Source organism: Haladaptatus sp. DYF46 (assembly GCF_021083305.1).
Taxonomy (GTDB): Archaea; Halobacteriota; Halobacteria; order Halobacteriales; family Haladaptataceae; genus Haladaptatus.
Map to the genome: position 1 here is coordinate 379,798 of NZ_JAJFAY010000002.1, position 12,770 is coordinate 392,567.

The 12,770-nt window shown below is 62.9% G+C and carries 17 protein-coding genes; 8 read left to right on the forward strand and 9 right to left on the reverse strand.

Annotated features, from left to right (window positions below; genetic code table 11):
* The first annotated feature begins 57 nt into the window (after nucleotides 1-57).
* Entirely contained in the window at nucleotides 58-702 is a 645-nt protein-coding gene (locus LJF34_RS13095) for a S26 family signal peptidase (RefSeq protein ID WP_231185457.1), read from the forward strand.
* Nucleotides 703-723: 21 nt separating this feature from the next.
* Here the strand turns inward: LJF34_RS13095 and cofC are convergent, their stop codons facing one another.
* The 4 genes from cofC to LJF34_RS13115 form a co-directional block, all read right to left on the reverse strand.
* Nucleotides 724-1,329 carry a 2-phospho-L-lactate guanylyltransferase gene (gene cofC / locus LJF34_RS13100; protein ID WP_231185458.1) on the reverse strand — a complete coding sequence of 202 codons (606 nt, stop codon included), beginning with the start codon at nucleotides 1,327-1,329 and terminating at the stop codon, nucleotides 724-726.
* Nucleotides 1,330-1,407: 78 nt separating this feature from the next.
* Nucleotides 1,408-2,205, reverse strand: coding sequence for a hypothetical protein (locus tag LJF34_RS13105; RefSeq protein ID WP_231185459.1), 798 nt, complete (start codon nucleotides 2,203-2,205; stop codon nucleotides 1,408-1,410).
* Nucleotides 2,183-3,358, reverse strand: coding sequence for a tubulin/FtsZ family protein (locus LJF34_RS13110; RefSeq protein ID WP_231185460.1), 1,176 nt, complete (start codon nucleotides 3,356-3,358; stop codon nucleotides 2,183-2,185). The genes LJF34_RS13105 and LJF34_RS13110 overlap by 23 nt, the downstream gene beginning before the upstream one ends.
* A gap of 202 nt (nucleotides 3,359-3,560) precedes the next feature.
* A complete protein-coding gene (locus LJF34_RS13115) occupies nucleotides 3,561-4,457 on the reverse strand; it encodes a complex I NDUFA9 subunit family protein (RefSeq protein WP_231185461.1) in 897 nt (298 codons plus the stop codon).
* 113 nt (nucleotides 4,458-4,570) lie between these two features.
* Here LJF34_RS13115 and tmk point away from each other — a divergent pair, with 113 nt between their 5' ends.
* Complete coding sequence (gene tmk, locus LJF34_RS13120) at nucleotides 4,571-5,164, forward strand: dTMP kinase (protein ID WP_231185462.1); 594 nt, start codon at nucleotides 4,571-4,573, stop codon at nucleotides 5,162-5,164.
* A gap of 28 nt (nucleotides 5,165-5,192) precedes the next feature.
* Entirely contained in the window at nucleotides 5,193-5,645 is a 453-nt protein-coding gene (locus LJF34_RS13125; RefSeq protein ID WP_231185463.1) for a hypothetical protein, read from the forward strand.
* Here the strand turns inward: LJF34_RS13125 and LJF34_RS13130 are convergent.
* Together LJF34_RS13130 and LJF34_RS13135 are read right to left on the reverse strand one after the other, a co-directional pair.
* Entirely contained in the window at nucleotides 5,544-5,885 is a 342-nt protein-coding gene (locus tag LJF34_RS13130) for a hypothetical protein (protein WP_231185464.1), read from the reverse strand. The genes LJF34_RS13125 and LJF34_RS13130 overlap by 102 nt on opposite strands.
* Before the next feature lie 70 nt (nucleotides 5,886-5,955).
* On the reverse strand, nucleotides 5,956-6,324 hold the full coding sequence (locus tag LJF34_RS13135) for a DUF5802 family protein (protein ID WP_231185465.1): 369 nt from the start codon (nucleotides 6,322-6,324) through the stop codon (nucleotides 5,956-5,958).
* Nucleotides 6,325-6,475: 151 nt separating this feature from the next.
* Here LJF34_RS13135 and LJF34_RS13140 point away from each other — a divergent pair, with 151 nt between their 5' ends.
* The 3 genes from LJF34_RS13140 to LJF34_RS13150 all read left to right on the forward strand — a co-directional run bounded on the left by LJF34_RS13140 (nucleotide 6,476) and on the right by LJF34_RS13150 (nucleotide 8,859).
* Entirely contained in the window at nucleotides 6,476-7,108 is a 633-nt protein-coding gene (locus LJF34_RS13140; RefSeq protein WP_231185466.1) for a DUF1405 domain-containing protein, read from the forward strand.
* A 108-nt stretch (nucleotides 7,109-7,216) separates the two neighbouring features.
* Nucleotides 7,217-8,026 carry a hypothetical protein gene (locus LJF34_RS13145; protein ID WP_231185467.1) on the forward strand — a complete coding sequence of 270 codons (810 nt, stop codon included), beginning with the start codon at nucleotides 7,217-7,219 and terminating at the stop codon, nucleotides 8,024-8,026.
* A 113-nt stretch (nucleotides 8,027-8,139) separates the two neighbouring features.
* Complete coding sequence (locus tag LJF34_RS13150; RefSeq protein WP_231185468.1) at nucleotides 8,140-8,859, forward strand: metalloregulator ArsR/SmtB family transcription factor; 720 nt, start codon at nucleotides 8,140-8,142, stop codon at nucleotides 8,857-8,859.
* Here LJF34_RS13150 and LJF34_RS13155 read toward each other — a convergent pair.
* A complete protein-coding gene (locus LJF34_RS13155) occupies nucleotides 8,856-9,329 on the reverse strand; it encodes a hypothetical protein (protein ID WP_231185469.1) in 474 nt (157 codons plus the stop codon). The two genes, LJF34_RS13150 and LJF34_RS13155, sit on opposite strands and share 4 nt — an antisense overlap.
* A gap of 81 nt (nucleotides 9,330-9,410) precedes the next feature.
* Here LJF34_RS13155 and gatD point away from each other — a divergent pair, with 81 nt between their 5' ends.
* Together gatD and LJF34_RS13165 are read left to right on the forward strand one after the other, a co-directional pair.
* Nucleotides 9,411-10,652 (forward strand): Glu-tRNA(Gln) amidotransferase subunit GatD, encoded by a 1,242-nt coding sequence (gene gatD, locus LJF34_RS13160; RefSeq protein ID WP_231185470.1) that lies wholly within the window; start codon nucleotides 9,411-9,413, stop codon nucleotides 10,650-10,652.
* On the forward strand, nucleotides 10,643-11,557 hold the full coding sequence (locus tag LJF34_RS13165; RefSeq protein ID WP_231185471.1) for a GNAT family N-acetyltransferase: 915 nt from the start codon (nucleotides 10,643-10,645) through the stop codon (nucleotides 11,555-11,557). The genes gatD and LJF34_RS13165 overlap by 10 nt, the downstream gene beginning before the upstream one ends.
* Nucleotides 11,558-11,590: 33 nt before the next feature.
* Here LJF34_RS13165 and surE read toward each other — a convergent pair whose 3' ends face one another.
* The gene (surE, locus tag LJF34_RS13170; protein ID WP_231185472.1) at nucleotides 11,591-12,370 is read right to left on the reverse strand and encodes a 5'/3'-nucleotidase SurE; all 780 of its coding nucleotides are present in this window, start codon (nucleotides 12,368-12,370) and stop codon (nucleotides 11,591-11,593) included.
* Between the two features lie 3 nt (nucleotides 12,371-12,373).
* Nucleotides 12,374-12,649 carry a ubiquitin-like small modifier protein 1 gene (locus tag LJF34_RS13175; protein WP_231185473.1) on the reverse strand — a complete coding sequence of 92 codons (276 nt, stop codon included), beginning with the start codon at nucleotides 12,647-12,649 and terminating at the stop codon, nucleotides 12,374-12,376.
* Nucleotides 12,650-12,770 lie beyond the last annotated feature (121 nt).

Here is a 12,770-nt window from a genome sequence, read left to right on the forward strand (position 1 = left end):
GAACCTGATCCCTCCAATCAGAAGTTTCAAGCAACGATACAGACGAGTAAAACGCGAATGTCCCCTCCAACCGATGCCGGGCCGAAGGAGCTGTTCCAGTGGCTCAGAACGACCGAGGAGGAGCCCGTCGCCATCGTTCGAGACGTGGTGAAAACGGCGATGTGGGTCGTCGGAATCGGCGTCCTCCTCTTCGCGATAACCGGCGTGTGGCCGCCGATGGTGGCCGTCGAAAGCGGAAGCATGCAACCGCACATGAAGAAAGGCGACCTCGTCGTCGTGATGGACGAAGGACGACTCGCGGGCGACGGGTCGTACGGTGACACGGGCGTCGTGCCGTACCGCGCCGGGAGGGGGTCCGGCTATCGGGAGTTCCACAGTTACGGCGACGTCATCGTCTACCGCCCGAACGGCGACAGCGGGAGAACGCCGATAATCCATCGGGCGCGGTTCTGGGTGCGGGAGAACGAGAACTGGTACGACCGGGCGAACGAAGCGTACGTCGGTACTGCGGACAACTGCGAGGAACTGCGAAACTGCCCCGCACCCCACGCCGGGTTCATCACCAAAGGCGACCACAACGGCGTGTACGACCAAGTCTACGAACTCGACGGGCCGATAAGCGGCCCCGTCAAGTCGTCGTGGATAGTCGGCAAGGCGAAACTCAGGATTCCGTGGCTCGGCTGGATTCGGCTGGCGATCTGAGGGAGCTTTTCCGTTCGAGAATTACCGCGTAACGGACACCCGACCGCCCGTCACGGAGAGCGAAAAGCCCGCGTCCAGAAGCCAATCGCGGGCGGTACCCGTTCCGTGCATCAACACCTCGGCGAGGTCGGATACCTCGTCCACGTCCGTGGCGATGCGGTGTGAATCCAGTTCGGTGACGGACGCGCCGATTTCGTCGGCGATTTCGAGGTGGTCGAGGTACGACGTGCCGTGGTAGTCCACCCGAAACTCGGAGTGACGGGAAACGAGCGCGTTCGTGCCGCCGCCGCGTCCCGGCGCGATGACGACGTCGCCCTCCGCCGAAAAGAGCCGTTCCAGCACCGTCGGCGTCGCCAGCGCGAGGTCCGCCATCACGATTGCGGTTGAATCGGCGGCGGCGAGTACGTCGTTCACGGCGGGCGTCAGCGGTCGGGAATCGACTTCGAGCGGCGCATCGATATCGACGTGACCGGTCGAGAGGACACGTGGCTCCCTGCCTGTCGAGCGAATCGCCGCGAGAACGTCGTCGAGCATCGCCAGCGCGAACGCCCGACGCTCCTCCGCCGTGAGCGTCCCGGCGAGTCTCGTCTTCGGTTCACCCGCGGCGAACGGCACCACCACCTGCATACCCGTTGGTATTCGGGTGGTAGGTTAAGTGGTTGCGAAAACGGCTACCGAAGGGGTACGAAAACGCGTGAAACCGAGTCAGCGCAGGCGGTAGTTGTCCTGCTGCTGGGAACGGTACCAGTACCCAGCGCCGCCGATGACGAGGAGGACGACGACCGCAACGCCGCCGTACATGAGCAGTTTGCTCTGCTGTTCGGACTGTTTTGCCTCGTCGGCCGCCGAGTTGGCGCTCTTTTCCGCTTTGCCGGCGAGGTCGATGGCGTTGTCGAAGTTCTGCGCCTCGTAGGCCGAGATGGCGTTGTCGAGGGTGCTTTCGGCGTCCGCCGTGTTCGCGCCCGACGGCGCGTCCTCGATGGCACCCTGTGCGCCGACGATGGCGTCACGGGCGCTCTTGCTGTCCTCGGTGTGGTAGTCGGCCGTCCACGTCTCGATCTCCTCGCTGTTGCCCCCCTCTCGGGACTGGCTCAGCGTGGCGAACGTGAACGACTGCTGTGGGTCGAACGTGAAGTTCGCGACTTCGGGTACGGTGCCGGACACCTTCACGACCGCTTTGCTCGCGTCAGTGTCGAGGGCGAGCGAGTGGTCGAACGACTGGCCGTCGTAGGACTCCTTCGCCTTCTGGTTACCCGCTTGATCGTACGTTGTAACGGTCCACGTCACGTCGGTCAGTTCGGTTTGCCCCTCCAACGTCCACTGTTCGTAGTCGCTGTAAAGGTCGGTCAACGTCATCGTCGCCGTCACCGAGTCGCCGACGGCGGCATCGTTCGGGATGCCGCTCTGCTCCGTCGAAATCGCCGTGGCGGGTGCAACCGCCGAGAGGGCGAGCGTGACGACGAGCAGCAGGGCGAACGATTTAGAACAACGGGTCGAGTTCATCCTCATCATCCTCGACGAGATTTTCGAGGTTCGTTTGGCTCTCCTGTTGGATGTCGTCGATGTTGTCCTGTGCCTCGATGGCGACCTGCTGGAGTTCCTTGATGCGCGGGACGTTCGTCACGCCCGAAAGCAGGACGACGCTCGCGACGCTGGGTTCGTTGACGGGGTAGTCGCCGCCGCGAACTTCCATGCTGCCGGTCTGCTCTTCGAGCCATTTCCGGCCGCGCTCGATACCTTTCCGGTTCAGGTGGGGTGACGGACCGCTCATGACGAGGAGTGCACGTTCCGTCCCCTGAATCTCACAGGGGAGGGTCAACCGACCGAGCGCCGCTTTGCGGACGAGGCTCGTGATACGATTGGTCGTGTGTGCGGTGTCCTCGGCCTGTCCGCCACCTCCGCCGGTGAACCGCGAGAGGAGACCGCCGGAACTCTGCATCTCGACTCCCTCCGCGGCGTAGCCGATGGTGGACACGCCGCCGCCGGCGAGCGTGTTGATGATTTCGCTGGAGTCCACGACGCTTTCGGCGACGTCGTCGCCGCCGCCGATTTCGCCGGCACCGAAGAGGATGCCGAACCGCGTGACTATCTCCTCGTTGATTTCGGCATAGCCGCTCTCCATGCTTTCGCCGGACTGACGCCACGCGTCGTTGTCGAACATCATCAGGTTGTCCACTTCACGGACGAACGTCTGGAACGAGCGTGCCGCATTCAAGGTGTAGATGCCGCCCTCGTCGCCGCCGGGAAGGATACCCAATCCGTAGACAGGTTCGGTGTAGATCCGTTTCAGGTGTTTCGCTATGACGGGCGCACCGCCGCTCCCCGAACCGCCGCCCATTCCGGCGATGATGAGGAAGGCGTCCACCTCGTGAACGGGGATGTTGTCGATAGCGCCCTGTACTTCGTCGATGTCCTCTTCGGCGATTTCCGCGCCGAGTTCGTTGTCCGCACCCACGCCGTGCCCTTTGACGCGGGACTGTCCGATGAGTACCCGATTTTCCTCCGGGACGTTCTGTAGACCCATGAGGTCAGCACGGGCGGTGTTGACTGCGACTGCCGCACGGACGATGCCGCTCTGGGTTCGCTGGTCGTATTCCAGGAACTTGTCGACTATCTTCCCGCCTGCCTGACCAAATCCGATCATCGCGAGTTTCATTTTTCGGTACCGTTCTCCGTTGAGAGAAGAACAGACGGAAAGAGGACATAAACTTTGTGGTATGTTCCGTTTCAAACACTCGACATTCGAGACACAAAATCGCAAGACGTAGGCAATTTAGTGTGCAGTATCGTATCCGACGATAAAACTATCATATGCCCCCTCTTTAAGTCTGGATATATCCAGACAGGTGTTCGTTCTGTTATGTCCGAGCTCTGTAGTCAATATGTAGATATTGCTCCAAGGTTGTCAATTCTTCGGGTTCGATACCGAACGACTCGACGTCATTATCCATAACCGTGTTATCAAATTTGAGCGAGCGATACTGGTCGCCGCCCATCGGGAACCCCGGAATCGCACCGCCGACCTTCAATCCGACCCCGGCGAGTTCCATCGGAATCGGGAGAACGGTGACGGACTGCCCCTCGGCCCGTCGGGCGAGTTTGGCGACCTCCGCGAGCGTCAGGACCTCTGGGCCGCCGATTTCGTAGGTGTCGCCGTCGCGGGACTTCTCGATTCCGTCCGCCAGCATCGGCGCGAGGTCGCCCACCCAAATCGGCTGGAATCGAGTCTCGCCACCGCCGGGAAGTGGAGCGAGATACGGCGGCGTGAGTTTCCTCGTGAACGAGAGGAATTTGCTTCCCTCCCCGAACACGACAGACGGGCGGAATATCGTCCATTGGCGGTCGGACTCCCTCACGAGGTTCTCGGCTCGTCCCTTGGACCGAATGTACTCCGTCGGCCCGGTCGGGTCGGCACCGAGGGCGCTCATCTGGACGATCTTTCCGACGTCGTGTTCCTCCGCCGCCCGCACGACGTTCCGAGTTCCGCCGAGGTGGACGCTCATGTGGCTAAGCCCGCGGGGCGGTTTGAACAGGGGCGAGAGGGCGACGAGGTTGACCACGGCGTCCTGCCCGGAAAACGATCCCTCGATTGACGCGTAGGCCGTCACGTCGCCCATCGCTTTCTCGACGTCGCTCGGGAAATCCGCCTCGTCGGGATTTCGCGCGAGCGCCGTCACATCGTGTCCTCGGTCGAGGAGTTCGCGGACGAGACGCTGGCCGATAAACCCGGTGCCGCCGGTCACGAGAACCTTCATGGCGCGGAACTGTGGGCGAAAGGACCTAAAACTACCTGCCAACGAGGCAGGTCCGTCCGACGGGTCCCGACCGAAACCCCGAACGTTTTACCGAGCGACTCGAACGTCCGGGCATGCTGCTAACGCTGGAAGGGTTGGACGGGAGCGGGAAATCGACCGTCTGGGAGGTACTCCGCGAGGAGTTCCCCGACGCGGTGTTCACCCGCGAACCGACCGATTCGTGGTACGGTGAGGCCGTGAACCGTTCCATCGAGGACGACGACGCGGATTCGGTCGCCGAGTTGTTCCTCTACACGGCCGACCACGCGGCCCACCTCGCACGCACGGTTCGCCCCGCGCTCGAAGACGGCAAACTCGTCATCTCCGACCGGTATTCGGACTCGCGGTACGCCTATCAGGCCGTCGCGTTGGACGGGGTCGTCCCCCGCCCGATGGAGTACATCATCGGCGTTCACAAGCCGTGGACGCGCCCGCCGGACTGCACCATCTATCTCGACGTCGACCCCGAAACCGGCGCGGCGCGGAGCGGCGCGACGAACAAGTTCGAACAGGCTGGCTTCCTCGCGCAGGTGCAGTCGAACTACGAGCGTCTGATGGACGCGGAACCCGGTCGGTTCGTCCGGGTCGATGCGACCCGATCGCCGGAGGCGGTCATCGAGAGCGTCGTTTCCACCATCGAGCGCGTCACCGAGGACGCGGACGAGTAGTTTTGACGGTGGAGGGCGTACGTCCCCTATGAGCGAGGGGGACGACGATTCGGGGCTCGGGTTCACGCTGCCGCCGATGCGCCTGCCGCCGCTGACGCTTCCCAAGCGGATTCGACTCGTCTTTCCGGTGTTCGAACTCCCGGAGCGACCGGAGCGCTCCTCGCGAGTTCGTGTACGGACGAAACACATCGTCGCCGCGCTGTTGCTGTTCGACCTGTTAGACGCGATTCTCGCGGTCTGGTTCGGGTCGCCCGCGCCGTGGGTCCGCGCGCTCGTCGGCGTCGGTCTCACGGCGCTACTGGTCGGACCGGTAAGCCTGCTCTACCTCTGGGAACCGCTCGCGGCCGTCGTCGGCGTGGGATGGTTGGCCGTGGTGCCGTCAGCGACCCTGTTGTTGGTCGCGCGCGTTGTCCGGCAGTTCGACCTCCTCGGGCGGCGGCATCCAGAACAGGTCGATGGAGACGCCGAGCGAGAACGGTAGCACCCAGATGAGGATGAGGGCGGTTCCGATGTCGCGGATGCCGCTGCCGCCGAATCCGATCACGCCGCTCAGCACGATCGTCGTGACGACGTAGACGAGCGGGACGAGCAAGAGCGTGTACACTACTGCCCCCCATCGCGTCGAAAGGCGGAGGCGGAAAAAGCGAATCACAACCGCCGTGATGACGGTGTTGACGAGGATGATGACGGAAAGTCCGAGCACCGTGGCGGCCGAAACCATACCCGGAAGTAGGGAGTCCGTACTCTTTTGCGTACCGGATGACGGACGGTGAGATATCGGTCGGTACCGTTCAGACCGCACCGTCGGTCCGGAACCCGGGATGATCACGCTGATACCGGATGAGTTGCGCCGCGCGGTCCGCTTTCGCCAGCAGCACTTCCTTCAACTCGGGCGGGTTTCGAATTCGGGTGTTTTCGAGGACGGAGTCGGGAAGTGCGAGCGTGTTGTCGGGGACGCCCTCCTCGGCGTGGACGGGGAAGTGCTGTTGCTCTATCTTCATGACGAGCGGCCAGTCCAAGCGCTCTATCCCCTCCCCGGCGGCGTAGAGGGCTTGATTCACGGACTCGTGATCGTCGGAGGCCATGACAGCGCGGTCGCCGTCGTGTGGTTCGACGTACAACCGACCGAGGTAGTAACCGCTCGAAAACGATTCGAACATGATAGACAATACCATACACGGTTCAATAGTTATATAGTAGTTATCCAGAACAGTTATGTCGAAGAGCAAATACACCCGATAATCGTTCCACGCGTTCCGGGTTCGGGACGGTGATAGCAGTTCTTTTAGTAATCCCCGACACGGATACAACATGGCAATTCCCGAGCGGTACGCCCGCTACTATCTCGAAAACACGCCGAGTCTGGTCTGGCTGATAGTCGTCAACGCCGCGGCCATCCTCGTCGGTCTCGACTTCTACATTCGGACGATGCCGAACTTTCCGACGTTCCTTTGGCCCCTGTATGCGGACTCCCCGGCCGCGCTCGCGATCATGACCGCCTCGCTTTTCACGTTGCTGCCGAACCTCGGCAATCGGCTTTCGGATTCGCCCCAGAACCTCCCGCTCGCGTACCTCAACACGTTCGCCTTCGTCTGGCTGTTCAAGTTCGGTATCTGGACGTTCATCTCGCTCAACCTCGGATTTTCGCTCTACTTCGGCCTGCCGTGGGATCCACGGGCACTCTGGGACTACTGGGGAATCATCATCACCCACCTCGGGTTCGTCGCGGAGGCGTATCTCATCCCGAACTACGGCACGACGACGAGAGGAGCACTGATCGCCGCGCTCGTCGTGTCGCTCGCCAGTGACGTTCTCGACTACGGATTCGGCTACCACCCACCGCTTCGGTACGAAGTCGGCTTTGCCCTCCCATTAATAACTGTTGCACTCTCCTTCGTTTCGGTCTTTGCGGCGTCCCATTCGATGGGTCGATTTGCCGACTGAGCATTGCTTTTAAACGTTCTCCTCGTCTCTCGCTTCTTCGTTTCGATTCGTGAACAGAACGAACGAATTACCCCCTTTTTAAGGAGAGGATTAGTAATGGAGTAGTAGATGAACTCCGCTCGCGCCGTCCTCTTAATCGCGCTACTGCTCTCCGGGTTCGCTCTTGCCGTCCCGACCGCTGCGGCACCGACGCCGGACACGACACCGGATGCCCAGACGGACGTCGGAGCAACGTCGTTCCAGGCCAACCAGCAGACGAACAACACCACCAACAACAGCACGCTCGGTGCCGAAATCTCCTCGTTCATGCAGGTCAGCACCTCGCAGGCGAAGGGAACCGTCGACACCGGGATGTGGGTCGCTCGGTTCAACCAGACGAAGAACAAATCCGCACGACAGGCCCTCGTCAGCAACAACGTCGGCGACATGAAAAACCAGCTGGCTGACCTCCAAGAGAGGAAACAAAAGCTCGTGCAGGCCCGAAACAGCGGACGGATCAGCCGACTCAAATACCAGTCGGAGATGAGCCAGTTGATCGGCGAGATTCGGGCGATTCAGTACTCTATCAGCGCGACCAGACCGCGCGCCGTCACCGTGGGGACGCGAGTGGGCGACGTCGATAACCTCAGCGAGCGGGCCGACACCGCCGGCGGTCCGGAGATGATAGAAGTCGCCCGATCGATACACAGCGTCCACCTCAACGGGGAGGAGAACAACTCCACGATGGGGCCGGGGGGAAACGAGACGACAAATGAGAGCGGTGAAAACCCGGGAACGAGCATCGGTAGCGGGACCGTGGGCGTCGGAAACGACAGCAGCGACGGAACGGCGAGTGGTGGTTCGGGAAACGGAAATGGATCGGTTGATGCGGGCGTCGGTGTAGGCAACGAAACCGTCAGCGTCGGCATCGGGAGCTGAAACCGACGCCGGAAGCGAGAGAACGGCCAGTAGACCCCACATTTTAGGGCGATTTGACCCTTTGACGCCGAGAGACACCCTTTTCCGTTCGGGTTGCCAAGATGTGAGCGCGAATGGACTCTGCCGCGTTGCTCGATATACTCGGAAACGAAAACCGAAGGCGTATCCTGCGACTCCTCTCACACAAACCCTGTTACGTCACCGAAATAAGCGACTATCTCGGTGTCAGTCCGAAGGCGGTCATCGACCATCTTCGGAAACTGGAGGAGGCGGGATTAGTCGAGAGTCGGACCGACGACCAGCGCCGCAAATATTTCAACATCTCCCGGAACCTCCGTCTCGAAGTCGACGTCTCCCCGTACGAGTTCGGAATGAAGAGCGCCTATCCCGCGAGTCCGAACCTCGACGTTAGTTCGTGTCAGTACCTCTCGCTGAACGTCCAGTATCTCGACGAACGCGTCGAATCCGCGGACGACGGGGAGGAGGGCGTAGAGCAGATAAGCGACTCGGAGGCGAGCGAGGTCGCCGACCTCGCGGCCGAACTCAACTGTCTGGAGGATTTAAAGGGCGAGTTGTCGCTCGCACAGCGGTGGGTTCACGGGCGGATGACGAGCGTCCTCGACTCGCTCAGCGAGGCGGTGGACGGGAACGGCGAGAACAGGATTCGAGCCGAGATTTTGGCCGCGCTCGCGGCCGGTGCGGAGACGACGGCGGAGATAAGTCAGGAGGCGAAGGCCCCGGCACGAATCGTCGAAAGCCACCTCGAAAGAATGGCGGAACGGGGAATCGTGGAACTGGACCGCGAAAACGACACGTGGACGCTGGCCGGTTAGATTTCACGGGTCAGGCCGTCGCGCAGGTCGCCGCCGAAGTACGCGCCGAGGCCGGCGACGAGGAGCCCCGAGATGATACCGATTGCGGCGATGGGGAACCCGCCGACGGTGAGGGCGACGATGTGTTTGAGGGCGAACGTCAGACCGCCAGCGATTGCACCGGCGAGCGCGGTTTCGGCGACTTTCGAGTCGCTCGTCAACGCACCGAGAACGAACGACACGGCGAACATGGCGACCAGACCGGCCAGACTGCCGATGAACGGGATGACGCCGCCGAAGAACATCGCCACCGTCAGCACGACCGTCGCGAGGCCGAAGTAGCGAACCGAGAACAGGTTCCCGACGCGCTTCTTCGCGCGACTGCGACGGCTCTCGCTGCCCCCGGTTCGCTGCTCACCGTCACCGTCGATGTCGCTGAGGAGGTCCGAGATGTCGTCGTCGGCTTCGCGCGTCCGAGTGCGCTGAGTCATGTTCCTGAATTGATTCCCGTGGGTAATGTGCCTTTCCCCGAAACGAGTGGATTCAAGTCGAACGCCACGCTACCTCGTGGTATGAATCCAGGGGACCGCGTTCGCGTCGAGCGAGCGGACGAAACCTACGAGGGCGTACTGCTTCCCTCCACGACGCCGGACGACCTCGTCGTTAAACTCGACGGCGGGTACAACGTCGGCATCGACCGCAGGGCGGCGAACGTAGACGTACTCGAATCGGAAGTGTACGATATCGAAGAGGAGACGTCGGACGACTCCTCGGTCGTCGAATTCGACCCCGAGTTGCCGACGATCTCGCTCATCAGCACCGGCGGGACCATCGCCTCGACGGTCGATTACCGAACCGGCGCGGTGACGGCACAGTTCGACGCGAAGGACGTGCTTCGCGCGGTGCCGGACCTCGCGGGACGGGCGAACTACCGCGGTCGCGTCGTCGCGAACATCCTGTCGGAGAACATGACGCCCGACGTCTGGCGGGAGTTGGCACGGGCCGTGTACGACGAAATCGAAAACGGGGCCGACGGCGTCGTCGTCATGCACGGAACGGACACGATGCAGTTCACCGCCTCCGCCCTCTCGTTCATGCTCGACACGCCGGTCCCCATCGTGTTCACGGGAAGCCAGCGCTCCGCCGACCGACCGTCCTCCGACAACGTGATGAACGCGGTCTGTTCGGTCGAGGCCGCGAAGGCCGACTGCGCGGAAGTTCTCGTCTGCATGCACGCGACCGAGAGCGACGACGTCTGTGCGCTCCACCGCGGAACGCGCGTTCGGAAGAACCACACCTCCCGCCGCGACGCCTTCGAGACCATCGGCGCGGAACCGCTCGGCGAAGTGGATTACGATACCGAGGAAGTCACGTTCCGACGTGACTACGACGAGCGAGGGTCACGGGACCTCGCCCTCTACGACAGCCTCGAAAGCGAGGTCGAACTCCTGAAGTTCACGCCCGGAATGGGCGTCGAGGCGCTCGACTACGCCGACGGAAAGGCCGGACTCGTTCTCGAAGGAACTGGACTGGGCCACGTCCACTCCGACTGGGTGGACCGCATCGGCGAACTGGTGGACGACGGGACCACGGTCGTCATGACAAGCCAGTGTCTCGGCGGGCGCGTCTGCGACCGTGTGTACGACACGGGCCGCGACCTGCTCGATGCTGGTGTCGTCGAGGGCGAGGACATGCTCCCCGGAACGGCGAAGGTGAAGTTGATGTGGGCGCTGGCGAACAGCGACGACCCCGAAACGACGATGCAGAAGCCACTCGCGGGCGAGATTACCGAGCGCTCGGTGCCATGGGAGTAACCGAAATCGAACTCAGGGAAGCGACCCACGACGACTACGAGGCCGTCGCCGCGTTCACGGAGAACACGTGGGCCGACCGCGACGGAGGCGATTACATCCCGCGCATCTACCACGACTGGATAGACGGCGAGGACCGCTACACCGTCGTCGCCGACGCCGGGGACGACATCGCAGGAATCGTCCAGTGCGTGTTGCTCTCGGATTGGGAGGCGTGGGGTCAGGGAATGCGCGTTAATCCCGACTTTCGCGGACACGGCGTCGCGACCCGCATGACACACGAGTTGTTCGACTGGGCGCGCGAACGCGGAGCGACGACGCTCCGCAACATGGTCTTCTCGTGGAACGTCGCGGGACTCGGCCAATCGCGGGCGACCGGGTACGATCCGATCACGGAGTTTCGATGGGCGCATCCCGAACCCGATGCCGACGCCGACCCCGCCATGGAAGTCACCGACGACGTGAACGCCGCGTGGAGCTACTGGAGCAGGAGCGACGCGGGCACGTACCTCCGCGGCCTCGCACTCGACTTCGAGGAGACGTGGGCGCTGTCGGAACTGACCCGCGAGGACCTCCAGCGCAGTGCCGAAGACGGCGAACTCCTCGTCGTGCAGGAGGACGGAACACGCGGATTCGCCTGCGTCGCACGCGAGCAAGAACTGCCGGACGAGGACGGAGAGCGGACGGTGTTCATCGAATACGCCATCGGCGCGTGGACGGACGTGGACGCGGCCCGCTCGCTGTTCGCCGCGATTTCCCGCGACGCCGCGAACCGCGACGCGGACGAAACGAGGGTTCTCATCCCCGAAACCCCGCGGATCGTCTCCGACGCGGCCTACTGCCGAGTGGAAATCGCCGACGATCCGGATTTCGTCATGGGGATGGACCTGACCGAGGACTACCGCTGACGAATCAACGGCGATTTTCCGCGGCGCTAACGGCTACCGTCCGCGGAGCGCACCGAGGACGCCCGAAACCGTTTCTTCGTCCCGAACCTCGTGGTCGACGCCGAGCGGCGAGATGCTGATCTCCCCCTCGGCGAGCGCCCTGCGGTCGGTTCCGACGGGGTCGTCCATGGACTCCGGTCGGTCCGTCCGAAGCGGATCGTAAAACCGGTCGATGAGGGCGAGGGTCTCCCCGTCCTCCCCCGTCTCCTCGATTCGAACGTCGAAGTCGCGCGCCGGTCGAGTGAGGCGGACACGCGGCGTTCCGTCTCCGATGGGAGCGTTGACGTTCAGATACGTTCCCGGATCGACGGCGTTCGCGCGCTCGACGAGGGAGCGAGTGACCCGCGCCGCCTGAGCGAAATCCTCGCGCTCGAAGCGAGGGGGAACGCCGTCATCGGGGTCGTAGGCCGAAACCGCGATTCCCGGAACGCCGAGGAAGACGGCTTCCTTCGCGGCACCGACGGTCCCCGAGCGGTCGAGTTTGTGCGCGCCGAAGTTCGGCCCGTCGTTGCATCCCGCGACGACGATGTGGGGTTCCACGTCGAGCGTTCCGAGACCGACCGCGACGCAATCGGAGGGCGTTCCGTGAACGACGAGACCGCGCTCGTACTCGTCAACTTCGACGGTGTGGGAGTTCGAACGGCCGACGCCGCTCTGGTCCTCCGCCGGAGCGACGACGGTCACATCGGCCACCGACGTGAGTTCGTCGTACAGAGCGTCGATACCGGGCGCATCGACGCCGTCGTCGTTCGTCAGGAGAACGCGAAGGCTCACGCGCTATCCACCACTCACGGGGGGAAAGAGCGCCAACTCGTCGCCCGGTTCGAGAGCGGTATTCAACCCGTCTTCGGCGAAGACGTTAGTCCCGTTCCGGAGCACGTTGATGTGGTCGCGGAGGCGGCCATCGTCGTCCAGTACGCGGGATTCGAGTTCCGGCCGAGGAGCGAGGAGGTTGTCCAAAGCATCGCCGACGCTGTCTCCCGGTTCGGCGTCCACGGACACCTCCTTCCCCCCGGCGAGTTCGGCCAAGTCCGCGAAGAGTTTCCACTGCATAGGCAACGAAACGGTCGGCGACGGGAAGTGACTTTCTTTCCACGAGGTGTTCCGACGGTCGGTGCGCCGGAGAGCGAAGCGGCCACGGGAAGGGAGCGAGCGACGGGACGACCAGCGTCGC